Source organism: Microcoleus sp. F4-D5, from assembly GCF_036704885.1.
Lineage (GTDB): Bacteria > Cyanobacteriota > Cyanobacteriia > Cyanobacteriales > Microcoleaceae > Microcoleus.
On the sequence record NZ_JAUBSX010000086.1, the window covers coordinates 14,794 to 31,031 of the forward strand.

Consider the following 16,238-nt stretch of genomic DNA (forward strand, 5'->3'; position numbering starts at 1 on the left):
GATAGTCCGATGAAAAATCAACGCCACGATCGCGTTCTGCCGATTGCCAGAAGCTCCCGTTCTCATCCTTGGCAACGCTTCTTTTCTATTGCAAATCAGCTCCGCTATGGTTTGATATTTTTGGTTCTCCTGAGCTTGCTGCCCACAGGTGGCTTGCTGATCTACCTCAGCTTTCAGGCGCAAATCCAGCAATCGCGATCGCTCCAAGAAGAGCGGAGTCAGAAAGCAGCAGGGCAGATTGATAATTATCTAGATGACTTGAAACGAAAACTGAGCTATTTAGCTAGGGTCAAAGGACTCACCAACTTTCAACCTCAAGTGCAGCAGAGCCTGTTGGAAGGGTTGACTCGTCATAATGATGCTTATGATGCCGTTGCCATTTTGAACCGGAAGGGACAAGTTATCGCGTCAGTTTCACCCTACAAACCGCTCAAGTTAGAAAATCTAGCCAATTCGCCACTGTTTATTCGTGCCTTCAAACAACAGGAAGATTATGTCAGTCCTGTAGAAATTAATCCTCAAACCCACCAACTAACAACCATTCTGGCGGTTCCGATTCGGAATGAGCGAGATGAGGTGGATGGGGTACTATTAGCGCAGCTAAATCTCAACTTTCTCTGGTTTGTTGTTTCCCAAACTGAGGTCGGCAAGACGGGTTATGTTTATGTAGTCGATGAGCGTAATTTTCTGATAGCTCAAAAGGGTAGTAAGCCAGAAACATTTCAACTTCAAGATATTTCTCAGCGCCCTTTATTTCAATTCTTGAAACCATCCGAAAATACTAAGCACCTTAATGTTTATCCGGGTCTAAAACAGGTAGAAGTAATGGGAGCCAGTACCTTAATTCGGAGCGTGAATTGGAATGTGGTTGTAGAACTGCCAACGGCTGAGGCGTATGCTCCCGTTTACCAAATGCTCTCAATTATGGGAGGCTCATTGGCGGTGGTGACGATCGTCGCTGTTGGCATTGGCTTTCTATTTATTCGGCAAATTGTGGTGCCGCTACAGTGCTTAACCGCTGCAGCTACTGAACTCAGTGCGGGGCAATTAGATACGCGGGTCAACATCCACAGCCAAAACGAATTGGGGACATTGGCGATCGCCTTTAACAATATGGCAACCCAGTTAGAGGAACTGATTAAAGCTGTTGAAGTGGAACGCAATTTCGTTTCAGCTATTCTTGAAATTGCAGGGGCTCTGGTAGTTGTGCTCGACCCGCAGGGACAAATCGTTCGCTTTAACCGAGCTTGCGAACAAACGACTGATTACTCGTTTAGTGAAGTGAAGGGGCGCTACATTTGGGACTTGTTCCCGAACTCAGACTTAGCAGGACTTGCCAAAACTGCTTTTGAGTCTTTACAATCTGGTAATTTTCCCCAGCAGTATGAAGGCAGTTGGGTGAGCAAAGATGGACAACTGAGGCTCATTGCCTGGTCAGATACTGCTTTAGTGGACGATCGAGGTGAAATTGAGTACATCATCAAAACAGGGATTGACATTACTGAACGGAAACAGGTAGAAGAAGAACTCAAAGCCTCGGAACAGCGACTATCTTTTATATTCCGCAAAACTTCACTGGCAGTTGTAGAATGGGATTTAAACTTTAAAGTCACTGCCTGGAATCCAGCGGCAGAGAAGATTTTTGGTTACACGGCGAAAGAGGCGATCGGACACCATGCGGCAGAATTAATTGTGCCTGCGTCTGCCAGAAAGGTCGTCGATCGAATTATGAACAAGTTGTTGATGCAGACCCAAGGAATCTACAGCGTCAACGAAAATTTTACAAAAAACGGCAAAATCATTATTTGCGAATGGTTCAATACGCCTTTAGTAGGGGAGGCGGGAAATATTATTGGAGTTGCATCCTTGGCACTGGATATTACTGAGCGCAAGCAAGCCGAAGCCGCATTAAGGCAAGCAAAAGAGGAAGCTGAGGTTGCACTCAAAACCTTACAGCAAACTCAGGCACAGCTTATTCAGGCAGAGAAAATGTCGGGTTTGGGGCAACTGGTTGCTGGTGTTGCTCACGAAATTAACAATCCAGTCAACTTTATCTATGGCAACCTGACCCATACTGCCGACTACACGCAAAATTTACTACAGTTGATTCAGCTTTACCAGCAAACCTATCCAACTAATACCCTAATTCAGGAAAAAATTGAAGAGTTCGAGCTAGACTACATTAGTGAAGATTTACCCAAAATCTTGACTTCAATGAAGGTAGGAGCCGATCGCATTCGTCAAATTGTCCTGTCTCTAAGAAACTTCTCGCGGCTGGATGAGGCAGACATGAAGCCAGTTGATATCCACGAGGGAATTGACAGCACATTGATGATTTTGCAAAATCGACTGAAGGCAAATCCGGATCGTCCTGCTATTGAAATTGTCAAAGAGTACGGCGACTTACCGCTGGTAGAGTGCTATGCCGGACAGTTGAACCAAGTCTTTATGAATATTCTGGCAAATGCGATCGATGCTTTAGAAAACTACGACAATCAGCGTTCTCGAAAAGACATTCAAAAGAATCCCAGTTGCATCACTATTCGGACTAAGCTAGTCACAAACGAAACTGGACCCAATTGTTCTAAAAACGTGGTGATTCAAGTTCAAGACAATGGACCGGGGATGACGGAAACTGTTAGACAACAGGTGTTCAATCCCTTCTTCACCACCCAACCAATTGGTAAAGGAACTGGATTAGGGCTATCCATCAGCTATCAAATTGTAGTTGATAAGCACGGTGGCATACTCCAGTGCTTTTCTCAACCCCATCAAGGAGCAGAGTTCCGCATTGAAATTCCTGTTTTGCAAAGCGGTGCTGTAGCGCTTGTCGGTCAAAAATTTTGAGTTTCCGCTTGACCGTGCAAAGGCAAAGCTCAAGCTCATTTTTATTAGGCTGATGCTCCAAAGACTAGCTACAGCATAAAAATATATCAAATTGGCTCTATAGAAAGGCAATAAGTTATTGGGCCTTTAAATTGTATATTTCTCTACCAGATCTAAACTTGTCAAATCCTCTCCCCCTCTCCCTCTGTAATACCACAGACAATTTAGATGCACAACAGCTTATTGCCTGCCTCGTCTCAATTGCCGCGATGTAATCCGCCACCTACGGCTCTCCTGAGTTTATGGTGTAAAATGTACCTAATAATACATTTACCGTTATGAGCTTCCATCTAGACTATCTATTAGCCTTGCCTGGAGTCAGGGTTGAAACTTGTACTCAAGTTGAGGGAAAAATTTTCTTGGGACTGAGCATTTTATCAGAAGGAATTGTTTGTCATCATTGTAGCAATCATACCAAAAAACTGCATCAAACTCGACCAATTTTAGTAAGAGATTTGTCTGTTTTTGGTTTTCCTGTATGTCTAACAATCCCACGACGGCAGTTTGACTGTCCTAACTTACTCAACGGTATCCCACAGAAAAATTAGATTTTTTCGACGTTAAAAGACGGCATACTCAACGAGACAAACAAAATATTTATGAGCGTGTTAAACAATCGAGCATGGAGCAAATTGTCCGAGAAGAAAGACTGAGTTATGACGAAATAAAAGGAATATTTGAGCAGGTAAACACCCTAAAAAAAAACCGAATTGGCAACGGGTTAAACGAATTTGTCAAGGGTGAGATAAGTATGCGAAAAGGTCAAGGAAATTTTGTGACTGTTGTGAGTGACATCTCCGAAGGTAATTTAATTGAGATGATTGATTCTCATCGCTGTGAAGAAATCATTGAAGTCAGAAGTGGAACAACCAATTGAGGTTCGTGAACAAGTTGAGGAAGTGAGTGTTGATATGTGGGGAGGATTCCCTAAAGTTATCAAAAAAGTATTCCCAAATGCCAAAGTTATTATCGATCGTTTTCATGTCATGAAAGTAGTTAATAAAGACTTAAATAAGTTACGTAGAGCAGCCGCAATAACAGATAGAAAAAATAAATTTTTATTATTAAGTAATCGATTAAATTTGAATTCTCTTCAGATTGAACGATTAGAATTGACACGAGAAAAATCCGAATGTTGGCGAATTGCGTATGAGATGAAAGAAAAATTTAGAGAAATAGATGAGACTAATTTGACATTCCAAAAAGGGCAGAAGAAAATCAAAGAATGGCTAAATTATGCACAAGTATTTTTTAGAGAATCTGCATCAACAATTGAGAATCATTTAGAGGGCATTTGCAACTACTTTCTTCATCGCACCACAAGTGGAGTCATGGAAGGAATCAAGAATCGGATTAAGTTGATAATGCGGCAAGGGTATGGTTTTTCTAATTTTAATAACTTTAGGAATCGCGTATTAGCTTGCTTTTCTGATTAGAGAAACTTATAACCATAAGTTCAGGAGAGCCGCTTGATTTTCGCTTGTTTTAGGGAATTTGGCAGTTGGTATACCGTACCGTCACTCAAGGTGGCAAAGGTGGAAACTCCTAAATCTATGCCGATGGTTCCGGAGACTGAGTGATACAAAGGGGGGATTTTGTCGGCTTTTATTGTAAAACTGACATACCATTTGTCGGCTGTACGGCTGATGGTAAATGTTTGAGAGCAACAGTTGTACCGGATAGCTTCTTTCAGGCGAAACGCGCCCATTGTATGAATTTTTATCCGATTGCCAGCTCTCAGAAATATTGGCCCATTGCTGCTGTCTACGGTAAAGGAGTCCCCGGATTTCTTGCGTTTGAAATTAGGAAAGCCACTGACCCCGTTAAAAAAGCGTTCTAGGGCGCTATTGAAGGCAATGAAAGATTTTGATAAACGCGGGATGATAAAGCGTTAGTCCATTGATATTCTGGTTGTTTTTTGATGAAGTTGGTGAAGGTTTTTTTGATGATGGAAATTTTTGGAGTACGGCTGACTTTGATATCCATCACGCCCAAGTAAAGGGTACGGGCTAGGTTGTAGCAAAACCGAGCGTAACCGGCGTGTCGCGCCATTATTGTACGTGAGCGAATTGTTGAGTTTGAGTTCTAGCTTGAGGGCGTACATAGACCGGGGAGCGAGTCAGGACTGCCTTCTTTTGATACTGATTTTACCAGTCACAGCCCACGAAAGACAAGAAAACCGTGTTTTTTGTCCAATATGTCTTTAATGTCACCAAAAGTAGACGAAACTGCCGTTTAGTCTCACCTCCAATGCTCCACCAGTTCGTGCAGCCTGGGATCAAGCCGCAGGTGCGATTTTATGCTGAAGCTGAGGAGGAATATATCTGTCTTTGGGTAGAAGACAACGGCATTGGAATTGCATCAGAATTTCATGAAATAATTTTTGGATTGTTCGATCGCCTGCACGCTCAAAAAGTGTATTCGGGAACTGGAATTGGGCGGGCGATAGCGAACAAAGGAGTCGATCGGATGGGCGGTGCGCTCGGGCTGGAATCGACTCTGGGAATCGGTACCAGCTTCTGGCTAAAATTGTGCAAGTGCGAGAGTTGAACAAACAAGTTCGGTAACGAAGCATTGTCAGGGATTTAATAGATGAGGCTCCGGGGAAGAGGGTTTTAACAGCCATATTCTGCTGTAGCTGAAAGAATCAATTAACCCGCTTGTTCACACCACAACATAAAATCAAGAATTAGTATACTGAGAGTTAACGTATCTCTTGTACCGTTGCCGCCTGAGCAGGCTTTGTGACCTGTTCTACAACAACTTAATTAATTTGTTTGTGGGGCAGACCTATAAAAGGGTGGTTGAGGATATTACAATCTGTAAGATATAATAAATACTTGCAAATACAATCAACTTATTTGTAAGTATAATTGACTATCCAAGAAAATATTCAAACGCTCGAAATTGCTTGATAACCTATTATTAGGTTTGAGAATGTTTGCGCCCATACAAAAACTAAAAGCCCAATGCTGTCTATTCTGTTAATCGACGACAACCCGAACGATCGCCTGATGATCGATCGAGAACTGAGGAAAACTTTTGCCGATTTAGAAATTAAGTCGGTTATTGATGCCCAAACTCTCGAAGAAGTCCTGGTAACAGGGGGTTTTGACATAGTAATTACGGACTACCAACTGCACTGGAGCGACGGATTAACTATTCTTCACAAAGTTCAAAGCCGCTACCCAAATTGTCCGGTAATTATGTGTACAGACAGCGGCAGCGAACGAGTGGCAGTCGAAGCTATGAAAGCGGGTTTGAGCGATTACGTTTTCAAAGGGCGGCACCTCAATCGGCTGGCGGGGGCGGTGAGCGAAAGCTTGAAAAAACAGCAGTTGCGCGAGAACTACGCGAAAACGTCGGCGCAGTTGGCAATTTCGGAGGAACGGCTGAGATTGGCGATCGAAGCCTCGAAAATGGGAACTTGGGATTGGAATTTATTAACTGGCCAAGTGGTTTGGTCGGAGGGACACGAACAGTTATTCGGGTTGGAAAAAGGCTGTTTTGCGGGAACTTACGAAGCGTTTTTTGCCTGCATTCACCCGCATGACCAGGCCTCGGTTGCCCGAGCTCTTGCCTTTGCTTTAGAAAACAAAATAGAGTACAACGACGAATTTAGAATTATTTGGCCCGACGGCAGCTTGCACTGGATCGCGGGTAGGGGCAAGTTTTTTGATGATGATACGGGTAAATCGGTGCGGTCGATCGGCGTAGTTTGGGATATTACCGATCGCAAATTATCAGAAGCGAGGGTGCAAGAAAGCGAGGAAAATTTGCGCTTTGCCCTAGAAGCAGCTAACACCATCGCTTTTACCTGGGATGTGGCATCTGGGGAGATCCGCCACTCGTCCCATGCCAAAACACAGATTGGTTTGGGCGCAGACAACACCTTTGGTACTTTTGAGGAAAAAAAGAATGCGGTGCATCCAGAAGACCGCGAAAGCTTTTTGGCAGATGTGGATGCCGCGCTCACCGGCGCGGGAGTTTACGAGTCGGAATACCGCCACGTTCTACCGGACGGATCGGTGATTTGGCTTCACGACAAAGGGCAAGTGGTTTTTGACGCATCGGGCAAACCTGTTCGGCTGTTCGGCGTGGCGATCGACATTACGGATCGCAAACAATTAGAATACGATCGCTCCCGCGCCGTGGCGCGAGAGCGGTCGTATTTGCACCGCCTGCAAAAGTTAACCTCCGCCTCAGTTGCGATCAACTCTACGCTGGCGGTGGCAGAAATACTTCAATTAGCGGCAGATAGCGCCCGCCTAATTCTGGAAGTTCACCAGGTAGCGGTCAACCTCAACCCTGCAGCCAACTGGGATGGGGGAATTAGCAAGTTTTCGATGTCAGAAAAATACGCTGCGTGGCGAGATTACTGCGAAGAACCAGACGGTACGGGCATTTACCAGGAAGTTTGCCAGCAGCAACAGGTGATGCGGATGACTCAAACCGAGTTAGAAGCTCACCCGAGATGGCGGGGGTTCGGCAAGGCCGCAGGGAAGCACCCGCCGATGCGGGGCTGGCTGGCGGTACCGCTGACGGCTCGGAACGGCAGAAATCTGGGATTGATTCAGTTGTCGGACAAGCAGGAGGGGGAGTTCGCCGAAGATGACGAAAGTATTTTAATGCAGTTGGCTCAGGCGGTGTCGGGGGCGATCGACAATGCCCGACTTTACGAGGAATCTCAGCAGGCCAATCGGGTGAAAGATGAGTTTTTGGCCACTCTTTCTCACGAGCTGCGATCGCCCTTAAACGCGATTTTGGGCTGGGCGCAACTGCTGCAGCAACGCAGTTTGAGTCCGGCTGTTACTGGGCGGGCTTTGTCCACTATTGAGCGCAATGCTAAATTGCAAACTCAATTGATTGACGATTTGCTGGATATTTCAAGAATTATTCGCGGCAAGTTGACTTTGAATCCAAGTCCTGTAAATTTGATTTCGATGGTGGAAGGAGCGATGAATACGGTGGGGTTGGCCGCCGATGCTAAGTCGATCGATTTGCGGTTGGCAGTTGTAGATTTGGGCTTGAATACTGCTGAATTCTCCTATTCCGGGGATGTTTCTAGCCGTTCCCCATCCGAGTTAAATCCGAGATTTTTGGTCTCAGGAGACCCCGGCCGCTTGCAGCAGGTGATTTGGAATTTGCTGACGAATGCTATTAAGTTTACGCCGCGCGGGGGGCGAGTAGAAATCCGGCTGCAGCGACTTGATTCGGAGGTTGAGCTGGCTGTTAGCGACACGGGAATCGGGATTGCCGCGAATTTTTTGCCTTATGTGTTTGATTCTTTCCGGCAAGCGGATGCTACGATTACTCGCCATCATAGCGGTTTGGGGCTGGGTCTGGCGATCGTCCGACAGTTGGTGGAACTCCACGGGGGCAGGGTTTGGGCTAACAGTCCGGGATTGGATATGGGCTCTACTTTTACTTTCCGCTTGCCTTCGATTCCGGTAAGTTCGATCGCCCGGGAGGAAGCGCAGGTTTTGGGTGAGGGTAGCAATTTACTGGGAGTGAAGGTTTTGGTGGTTGATGACGAGGTTGATTCGCGGGAATTTATCATGTTTGTCTTGGCAGATGCCGGGGCCGCTGTCAGGGCTGCATCGTCTGCTGCTGAGGCGTTTGAGGTGGCGGCGGAGTTTGTGCCGGATCTTTTGGTCAGCGATATTGGAATGCCGCAGGAAGACGGCTATTCGCTTCTGTTAAGGCTGCGCTCTCGGACAACCGAAAGGGGAGGGAAATTTTGGGCGATCGCCTTGACGGCTTATGCTAGGGATGAAGACCGCGATCGTGCTTTGGCTGCGGGTTTCGATCGGCATCTGTCTAAACCTGTGCCACCTGATGTCTTGGTAGAGACTATAGTCAAGTTGAGGCAGCAAGCGCTAACAACTTAAAAACTCAATTAATAGGTAATTGGGAATTGGTAATAGTGCGCCGCTTTGAAACTGGTTTTTCCATTATGTGTAAGACTTTATTAGTTTGGGTTAATATGCTAAGATATCCAAAAACCACGGTAATTAGGTGGACAAACTTCAGACAGAAATAGAGGCAATTTGCTCTCAAATTGAGGAATTGCGCCTGGAACGCCAGCAGCTTAGCAATGCCGCGATCGTCCCCGCCGGCGATTCGCCCCAAGAGATCGCCGATGCTTGCCGCCGTCATGCGAGGGAAACCGCACAAGTGTCGGCAGAACTCAAGGGGATAGATGACGCGATCGCGGCTCTTTCTGCTCAACTGAGTTACAAACAGCAGCAGTCGGTAAACTTGCAAAGAAGCAGTCCGATGGAGCAGCAAGTTGAAGAAGGAAGAGCGCTCGCTCTGGAACACGCGGAACGGATTAACGAATTAGCGGCTCAACTGGCTGCAGAAGTGAAGGGACTCAAAGCCATCGCCGACCAAATTAGCCCCAGTTACTGGCAGGTTTATTACAAGCCTTTTATTACTGGTTTTAAGAGTATTTCTGTTCCCTACGTGCGATCGGACGGGGATGTTTGGACTATTGTCAATCGAGTAGTTTAGAGAGGCTTGAGAGAGGCTGCGGGAGCAGAAATAAGAAGCACTCTAGACAATTTTTTTTCCAGTCCCTATTCCTCTAGCTCAACCTCTCAGCAGTTGCTTAATAGTACCGACCAATTCCTGAGGGTGAAATGGCTTAGCGATGTAAGCGTCGGCTCCTTGTTTCATTCCCCAGTAGCGATCGAACTCTTCGCTTTTGCTCGAACACATTACCACCGGCAAATTCTGAGTTTTAGGGTCGCTTTTGAGCCGGCGACAGACTTCGTAGCCGTTCATCCGGGGCATCACGATATCCAGAACGACTAAATCCGGGCGGTTGGCCTTGATTTGCTCTAGAGCTTCTACGCCATCGCTAGCTACCGTGACGTTGAGTCCTCTACCTTTGAGCAAGTCGGCGATCATCTCCCGCAGAGTGACGCTATCATCAACAACCATAACTGTACTCATAGAATAATCCCTACCAAGTTTCTGGGTTGAAACGTTCACATTAACGTTTACATTAACGTTTACCTTCAAAGGTGTCTTTTCCTGATTGAGATTGCGCTCTGCTAGATGTAGTTTACCCACTTTTGCTCATTTCTCAATCATTCGTCTGAGTAATTATCGCAAAATTAAAGATCCGCGCAATCTCGGTTGACACACGAGGCTCTGTCCGTTAGTCTATCATTTTCTTTCTCAAATGGTACTTTTATTAAAAAATGAGGGTGTAGCTTGCTTGTGCGTTTCCGGTCGAGTACGGCGGCGCGGCGCCGCCTGGATCGAAATTGGTCTAATTATGATTTTTCGTACCTAAAGCCGATAGTTTTGGGTCGTATAGCGTCTCTAAAACGACCGGGCGCTGCCGGTAGCTGTGACCGGAGTTTTTGCAGCCGTTAGCAACGATTCCCAAGACAGAAGCTCCAGAAATTTTTAATTCTTCTAAAACTTTGCGAACTTGCGATCGGTCTGTTTTCCCAATTTGCACGACCATAATCGTAGCGTCTGTGTGAGCTGCGAGCAAGTGGGTGTCTGCCAAGCCTGCTAGCGGGGGGGTGTCATAAATCACTAAGTCAAAAAATGCTTGAAATTGCTCCATCAGATACTGCATTTTTTTGGAAGAAAGAAGCTTGATCGGATCGGGGGGAATTTGGCCGGCGGTGAGCACGAACAAATTGTCTTGGTTAGGCGCTCGCACAATGGCGTCGTTGAGGCTGATATCTGTGGAGATGGCATCGCCCAGGCCCCGCACGTTTGGCAGTCCTAACTTAGCGTGCAGTTGCGGGCAGCGCAAATCTGCATCTACTAACAATACTCGCTGTCCGACTGCTGCTGCTGTGGCGGCCAGGTGCAAAGCTACTGTAGATTTGCCGTCTCCGGCTACGGCAGAGCAGACTAAGAGCGATCGAATCGCCTTTCCTGCACTAAGCAAGTGAATGTTCGTGTAGAGCGATCGAAATGCTTCTAAAAATTGATAGTCTAAGTCGCTCAAAATACTTGGTCCCCCGAGCATCGGAGCCGTAGGTTTAGCTTCGCCCGGTTCGACAACTTCCACTTTCGATTTTGAGCGAGCCGATGTAAGTTGCCTCGGTCTGGGTGCCTTTCTGCGCTTGACTTTTTTGGTAAACGGAATCACCCCGAGGATCGGCAATCTTGTGGCCGTTCTCAGTGATTCTGGACTGTGGAAAACAGTATTTAGTACCTCTACGAGCAAGCCGATTGCTATGCCCAGCAGACCGCTTAAAATTACTGCCAGCGCTAACTGTTTTTTGGTTTGTTTGACGGTAGCTGTGATCGGCCGGCCGAATTTATCTAGCGGAATTTCTGGAGGATTGATCAGCACCCAGGGGATTTGCTGCTGAGCTGCATCGATCCGCAAGGCTTCTCGTTTTGCCAAGAAGTCCGAAAAACTCTTAGTAACTACTTGCAGTTCCCGCTGTAAATTGTCGTATTGTCGGGTTGTCACTGAAAAAGTTCTAATTTTTTGGTTGAGATCCTTTTGCAAATTAGTCATTTCGCGATCGCGCGCTTCCAATTCTTTAATTTGCGTCTCCAAATTTCCCATCACCACTTCTCTGGCTTGTTGATTGGCGGTTAAAATCAGTTCTTCCCGACTTTTTCGCAGTGCTAAAACTGGCAAACTATCTTCTCTGTACTGAGCTAATTTCATTGACAAATCCGAGTCTATTTTCTGGATTTGACCTAACAGTCCAGCGTAAGCTTGTCCTTGGGTCATCAGCAGCCCCTGGGGATTATTTTCCCTGAGTAATTTTTCATAGTTTTGGTAGAGGTTGCGCATTCCTTGTAGCTGTACTCGGATTCCTACTTGCTGACCCTGAATGCTTTGCACTTGTTCTGAAAGAGATTTTCCCTCTAACTGGGGGTCAAACAAGTTGCTCTGCTGGCGCAGTTTTTGGACTTGCAGTTGCAAAACTTCGACTCTTTCTCGGAGCTTGGGCATTTCCATATCTATAAATTTAATGCCTTGATTAATGCCCGTAAGCCGCTGCTGCAAGCTGTACTCTAAATAAGCTTTAGAAACTTTATCCAATACCTGGTAAATTTTTTCTTTGTCTGAATCTTTGTAGTGAACTTCTAAAATTTTTGTGCCTTGCTGTTTGCCATCTTTGCTGTAGCTGATGCGGTTGATCGACAGTTTTGACATCAGTTCGCTGTAGGTCAATTTGGGATTCGTAGCGCGCAATTCCTGAAACACGGGCTGCATCATTTTGGGGCTGCGCAAAATCCTAATTTGGGTTTCATAGTCTACTAAGCTAATTCCTTCTATATTAATTTTTGCTAAGTCGGCAGCGACGGTGTTGTCTAATTGTTTGGATAGCAAACCTTCAGCGGTGGCTGGTTCTACTAACAGAGAAAAGGAGCCTTCATACTCGATCGTAATCTTTTTAGACGTGATGACGATCGCTGTTCCTGCGAGGGCGCTCAAAGCAATGGTGGCTGCTGCCATGACCAGGATGCGGCGGCGCAGGACGCCTAAGAGCCAGGACAAGTCTAGCTTTTCTTCCTCTGTATCCTCGACGAATTTATCTCTGTAGTCCTGAGCTGAAAAGTCCGGCAGTTTGCCGTTTGATTTGGGTGTGAAGGGTTGGTAATCTTGTCTGCTATCCATATTCAGCCTGGGTATTCTTGAGGTTGATATTTTTGAGGTTGATATTTTTGAAGCTGCCGCGCCGCGACTGGGAAATCCTATTGTTTAGTTTATTTTAGCCTTTGCTAGGAACTATCCACCTCAGCAGCAGCGTTCTTACCTGAATAAAGATCGGAGAATGCTTATAAAATTTAACACTCCGGTAGCTGGCCCTACAGGTCCGATTACAGTGTTCATGCGGTCTACTAATTTGGTGAGACCGTTGCGGGATACGATAATCATGTCGTTGTTGCGAAGTTGAGGATTGAGCTCTTCGTTAATTCCTTGAGTTAAATCGACTTCGATCGTCCGTTTAGTAGCTGTACCGTCGTTGTTGAGCCGGACTAGCTCAACTTGATTCCTTCTAGCTCTGTTATTACCGTAGCCAAAAAATCCTCGGGAAATTAAAGCTTGATTCAGCGTGGCATTAGCTGGCAGCCTCAGCGGATCGAGGCTTGTGTTGACTTCTCCTACTATAAAAACGTTAATGCCGGGGGGAGCAAAGTTAGTGTTAGCCAACACGCCAGCTTCTGCAGGGTTGACGAGCGTGGCTTTGGGAACGACGATCGTGTCTCCCTCCTGGAGGATGGTATCTTGGGAGCCGTCGCCGGACTCCAGGAACTGCCACAGGTTCACGGGGATAATTTGTTCGCCTCTTCTGGTGACGCGGCGCACTTGGATTTGCCGGATGTCGGCTTCGGAGGTGATGCCGCCGGCTAGCTGAATGGCGCGGATGACGGTGGGAAAACCTTCTCGGCTGAGGTCGCTTGTGGTGTTGCCGCCGATGACGACGTAAGCCCCCGGACGGGTGACTTGGCCGACGATGGAGATCGATCGAGGTTTTTCTGGCGGCGGGGAAAAGTTGGCGGTCGCAAATTGGCGAGCTTCAGCTTGGTTGAAGTTGGCGACTGTGGGAATCACGATAGTGTCTCTGTCTTGCAAAATGATGTCTTGAGAGATGTCTCCTTCTTGCAAGAATTTCCAGAGGTTGACGTTGAGCACTTGATCGGGGCCGTCTGGTTGGGGACGGCGGACGCGGATGTTGCGGATGTCGGCGACACCCGTGACGCCTTCTGCGAGTCTGATCGCTTGGGTGACGGTGGGGTACTGGACACTCGGCGCGACTCCCGGGCCAGGAGTTAGGGTAATGGTGAAGTTTCCGGGTCTGGTAACTTCTCCGATGACGCCGACGTTGAGCGGCCGGGCGGCGACGAGGCTGACTGTGACTATGGGGTCTTTGAGGACGCGGCGGTAGGCGTTGCGGATGATATTGGTGGCTTCTACTAAGGTGCGGCCGCGGACGGAGACCAGGCCGATCAGCGGCAGGTTGACTGAACCGTCGGAAAGGACTTCGTAGTTGCGGGTGAGGTCGGGTACTTCGAGTATTTCTACTAGAATGCGATCGCCACCGCCGAGTTTGTAGCTTTCGGGCGATCGTCGAATGCCCCCAGATTGTGCAATTTCGGTTTCGGGCTGCAATCGCACTTGTGCCGCCGCAGCGAGGGGAAATCTGGCAGCAACAATACCGTTGGCGGCGATCGCGCACAACGTCAAACTCAAGACTGGCGCGGTGATTTGTTTAGGAAAATCGGCGTTAACCACAGGCTGCGTATTTTCTTTTGGGTTCATTCATTAGTTTAATCCGTCATAATTCAAATGCCCTCTCGATCGCAGCTACAAGGAAAAATCAGCAATAATTGTCAGTGCCCGGTTAAGCATCTAGATTTTCCTTCCCGGACTCAGCTTGGAAAAAACCCGGATGCTGCCCGATGCCTTTTAGCTTCTTTGCTTTATGCGTATCTAACTCCGCATATTTCAATCAATATCGTTGAATTTTCCTGCCCTCCGGCACTCGGACGGGGGACAGCAACAGGAACAGACAATTTAGATGCAACGCAGCCCGCGCCACGGCGATCGATCGACAACAGCCTCGGTTTCTTGTTAATTTGGTGGAGGTAGCCGGCTGCTCAACTAATATTTCTCTTACAAAGGGTAGAATTTTATGGCCAGAATGATTAGGGAGCTAATTTTCGGCAATAATTTATTGCTGGCTTTATTGGCCTCTGTGGCACTGATTAGCACGATCTTGATTTTTCAGTTAGCTGCTAAAAAACAATTAGGTTTGCTCTGGGAAAAATGGTTTGCTATTTGTTACGTATTCGTATCTCCCCACGTCAATCTACCTCCGTTTAATTACCTACATTTTGTCAATCTGGCTTCTACAGATGGTAGTAATATTTCTCAACTTCCCTGGGCTTTTTATCCATGGGTTATCTTGGTGTTGTCAGGGAGATTTATTAGTTTTTTCAAAAATCAATTTGTAGAAGCCTTATCATTTTTAGTTTTGAGAAATCCTGGCTTTTCGGTGTATTGTTTGCTGCCAATAACATCGACGCTGTGGTCGCTAGTTCCCGAGATCACGCTGAAAGGCGGGATAGCATTTACAGGTTTTACGATTTTTAGTTTTTATTTAGGTGCGCGATATGAGTGGCCCGAATTATCTGGAATACTGAGGTGGGGCTATACATCTCTCGCCATAGTTAGCGTTTTGCGGTATCCGAATGTGGGGAAAGAATTTGCAGGAATTACCAGCCATAAAAATGCTTTCGGCAGCCTCATGGTTGTGAGTACAGCACTTTGGTATCTGCACTATTCCCAAGGTGCTAAAACTCAGAAAGAACGCTGGATAGCTCTGGGGTTCATGTTGTTTTCCTTTTATTTGGTGAGAGCTAGTAGCTCGGGGGGTTCTCTAGTTAATAGTTTGATGCTCATAGCTGTAGTGTCATCTTTAAGTTTTTTGAGCAGGTTAAAATTTCAATGGGCTTTTACTTGTGTTGTCGGCTTTACGGTCTTGGCTATTATTACCAGCGTTTATATCATAGACAACCTAGAGTCTATTGTTGTCGGGGGATTGGGAAAAGATTTGACCTTGACAGGGCGGACAGAGTTTTGGCCGCAATTAATCGACGCAGCAAATCAGCGCCCTTGGTTTGGCTATGGATTTGATGGGTTTTTTAAGCAAGACGAAATTGGCGAGCAAACTCCAGCTTATTTCATATATACTGCCAATGGATTTCAACCAAAAACTGCTCACAACGGTGCTATATCAGTATTGCTATCTTACGGTTATCTGGGACTTTTCTTAATATTAGCTTCACTGTTTACTAATCTAATTCTGGCAGTGCGACAACTGAATCGCAGCCCGCTATCTGAATCCGGAATACCGATTATTTACTTGGTGTTTATAATACTGAATAACATTACTGAAGGTTCTTTGGGTGAGATGGGGGACGTTTGGCTTGCTTACGTGTTATTAACAGTAAGACTTTGTATCGATAGTAGCAAATCTCCATCCAGCAACCGCCGCATTGACCGCCGGGATTTGCCGTCCTCATCTGAATCCAGATTGAATCCCCATTAATTTGCAGAAGTTAAAAATCGATAGAACTATGGGTGTTGCTGAAAGGGTAATGATTTAAGTCCGTAAAGGGGCAGTCATAAATATGTAGTGGTGGCTGGTAGTTGCCAACTCAAATTCCAGCTATTTTCAAGTTAAAACATAAAAAAATATAGCAATCCTTGCAGGAGTCGTAAATTTTTTACCCCACCCCAGCCCTCCCCGCGAGTTCGGGGAGGGAGCAGGGTAAACGCATCTTAATTTCAACCTAAAACATGATAAGATGAAGTATTTAGCTAAATCAAGGGCGTAATTCAT

Annotated in this window: 13 protein-coding genes; 8 read left to right on the forward strand and 5 right to left on the reverse strand. The window is 46.3% G+C overall.

Features of this window, described 5'->3' with window-relative positions:
• Window positions 1-9 precede the first annotated feature (9 nt).
• The 4 genes from QUA80_RS27880 (at window position 10) to QUA80_RS27895 (ending at window position 4,322) form a co-directional block, all read left to right on the forward strand.
• Window positions 10-2,847 carry a PAS domain S-box protein gene (locus QUA80_RS27880; protein WP_333428223.1) on the forward strand — a complete coding sequence of 946 codons (2,838 nt, stop codon included), beginning with the start codon at window positions 10-12 and terminating at the stop codon, window positions 2,845-2,847.
• Window positions 2,848-3,164: 317 nt separating this feature from the next.
• Window positions 3,165-3,434, forward strand: a complete 270-nt coding sequence (locus QUA80_RS27885) for a transposase family protein (RefSeq protein ID WP_333428224.1) — start codon at window positions 3,165-3,167, stop codon at window positions 3,432-3,434.
• Between the two features lie 74 nt (window positions 3,435-3,508).
• Window positions 3,509-3,763 (forward strand): hypothetical protein, encoded by a 255-nt coding sequence (locus tag QUA80_RS27890; RefSeq protein WP_333428225.1) that lies wholly within the window; start codon window positions 3,509-3,511, stop codon window positions 3,761-3,763.
• Window positions 3,747-4,322, forward strand: a complete 576-nt coding sequence (locus QUA80_RS27895; protein ID WP_333428226.1) for a transposase — start codon at window positions 3,747-3,749, stop codon at window positions 4,320-4,322. Before QUA80_RS27890 ends, QUA80_RS27895 begins: the two co-directional genes overlap by 17 nt.
• Before the next feature lie 20 nt (window positions 4,323-4,342).
• On the opposite strand, the gene QUA80_RS27900 is transcribed toward QUA80_RS27895, so the two are convergent.
• Window positions 4,343-4,594: a hypothetical protein gene (locus QUA80_RS27900; RefSeq protein WP_333428227.1), complete on the reverse strand. Its 252-nt coding sequence runs from the start codon at window positions 4,592-4,594 to the stop codon at window positions 4,343-4,345.
• Window positions 4,595-4,722: 128 nt separating this feature from the next.
• Window positions 4,723-4,938, reverse strand: a complete 216-nt coding sequence (locus QUA80_RS27905; RefSeq protein WP_333428228.1) for a hypothetical protein — start codon at window positions 4,936-4,938, stop codon at window positions 4,723-4,725.
• Between the two features lie 198 nt (window positions 4,939-5,136).
• Here QUA80_RS27905 and QUA80_RS27910 point away from each other — a divergent pair, with 198 nt between their 5' ends.
• The 3 genes from QUA80_RS27910 (at window position 5,137) to QUA80_RS27920 (ending at window position 9,402) form a co-directional block, all read left to right on the forward strand.
• Entirely contained in the window at window positions 5,137-5,436 is a 300-nt protein-coding gene (locus QUA80_RS27910) for an ATP-binding protein (RefSeq protein WP_333428229.1), read from the forward strand.
• 419 nt (window positions 5,437-5,855) lie between these two features.
• Window positions 5,856-8,777, forward strand: coding sequence for a response regulator (locus tag QUA80_RS27915; protein WP_333428230.1), 2,922 nt, complete (start codon window positions 5,856-5,858; stop codon window positions 8,775-8,777).
• 127 nt (window positions 8,778-8,904) lie between these two features.
• Window positions 8,905-9,402, forward strand: coding sequence for a hypothetical protein (locus QUA80_RS27920; protein ID WP_333428231.1), 498 nt, complete (start codon window positions 8,905-8,907; stop codon window positions 9,400-9,402).
• 78 nt (window positions 9,403-9,480) lie between these two features.
• Here QUA80_RS27920 and QUA80_RS27925 read toward each other — a convergent pair whose 3' ends face one another.
• From QUA80_RS27925 to QUA80_RS27935, 3 genes are all read right to left on the reverse strand, one after another.
• Entirely contained in the window at window positions 9,481-9,846 is a 366-nt protein-coding gene (locus QUA80_RS27925; protein ID WP_039886668.1) for a response regulator transcription factor, read from the reverse strand.
• 322 nt (window positions 9,847-10,168) lie between these two features.
• Entirely contained in the window at window positions 10,169-12,505 is a 2,337-nt protein-coding gene (locus tag QUA80_RS27930) for a polysaccharide biosynthesis tyrosine autokinase (RefSeq protein WP_333428232.1), read from the reverse strand.
• Between the two features lie 135 nt (window positions 12,506-12,640).
• A complete protein-coding gene (locus QUA80_RS27935; RefSeq protein WP_333428233.1) occupies window positions 12,641-14,152 on the reverse strand; it encodes a polysaccharide biosynthesis/export family protein in 1,512 nt (503 codons plus the stop codon).
• Window positions 14,153-14,525: 373 nt separating this feature from the next.
• Between QUA80_RS27935 and QUA80_RS27940 the strand changes: the two genes are divergently transcribed.
• Window positions 14,526-15,944 carry an O-antigen ligase family protein gene (locus tag QUA80_RS27940; protein WP_333428234.1) on the forward strand — a complete coding sequence of 473 codons (1,419 nt, stop codon included), beginning with the start codon at window positions 14,526-14,528 and terminating at the stop codon, window positions 15,942-15,944.
• Window positions 15,945-16,238 lie beyond the last annotated feature (294 nt).

What these genes read in the sequence shown, in the direction of transcription:
- QUA80_RS27915 (WP_333428230.1), top strand. Translation starts at nt 5,856, where the DNA reads ATGCTGTCTATTCTGTTAATCGACGACAACCCGAACGATCGCCTGATG.
- QUA80_RS27890 (WP_333428225.1), top strand. Translation starts at nt 3,509, where the DNA reads ATGGAGCAAATTGTCCGAGAAGAAAGACTGAGTTATGACGAAATAAAA.
- QUA80_RS27885 (WP_333428224.1), top strand. Translation starts at nt 3,165, where the DNA reads ATGAGCTTCCATCTAGACTATCTATTAGCCTTGCCTGGAGTCAGGGTT.
- QUA80_RS27930 (WP_333428232.1), bottom strand. Translation starts at nt 12,505, where the DNA reads ATGGATAGCAGACAAGATTACCAACCCTTCACACCCAAATCAAACGGC.
- QUA80_RS27880 (WP_333428223.1), top strand. Translation starts at nt 10, where the DNA reads ATGAAAAATCAACGCCACGATCGCGTTCTGCCGATTGCCAGAAGCTCC.
- QUA80_RS27935 (WP_333428233.1), bottom strand. Translation starts at nt 14,152, where the DNA reads ATGAACCCAAAAGAAAATACGCAGCCTGTGGTTAACGCCGATTTTCCT.
- QUA80_RS27905 (WP_333428228.1), bottom strand. Translation starts at nt 4,938, where the DNA reads ATGGCGCGACACGCCGGTTACGCTCGGTTTTGCTACAACCTAGCCCGT.
- QUA80_RS27910 (WP_333428229.1), top strand. Translation starts at nt 5,137, where the DNA reads ATGCTCCACCAGTTCGTGCAGCCTGGGATCAAGCCGCAGGTGCGATTT.
- QUA80_RS27940 (WP_333428234.1), top strand. Translation starts at nt 14,526, where the DNA reads ATGGCCAGAATGATTAGGGAGCTAATTTTCGGCAATAATTTATTGCTG.
- QUA80_RS27900 (WP_333428227.1), bottom strand. Translation starts at nt 4,594, where the DNA reads ATGGGCGCGTTTCGCCTGAAAGAAGCTATCCGGTACAACTGTTGCTCT.
- QUA80_RS27925 (WP_039886668.1), bottom strand. Translation starts at nt 9,846, where the DNA reads ATGAGTACAGTTATGGTTGTTGATGATAGCGTCACTCTGCGGGAGATG.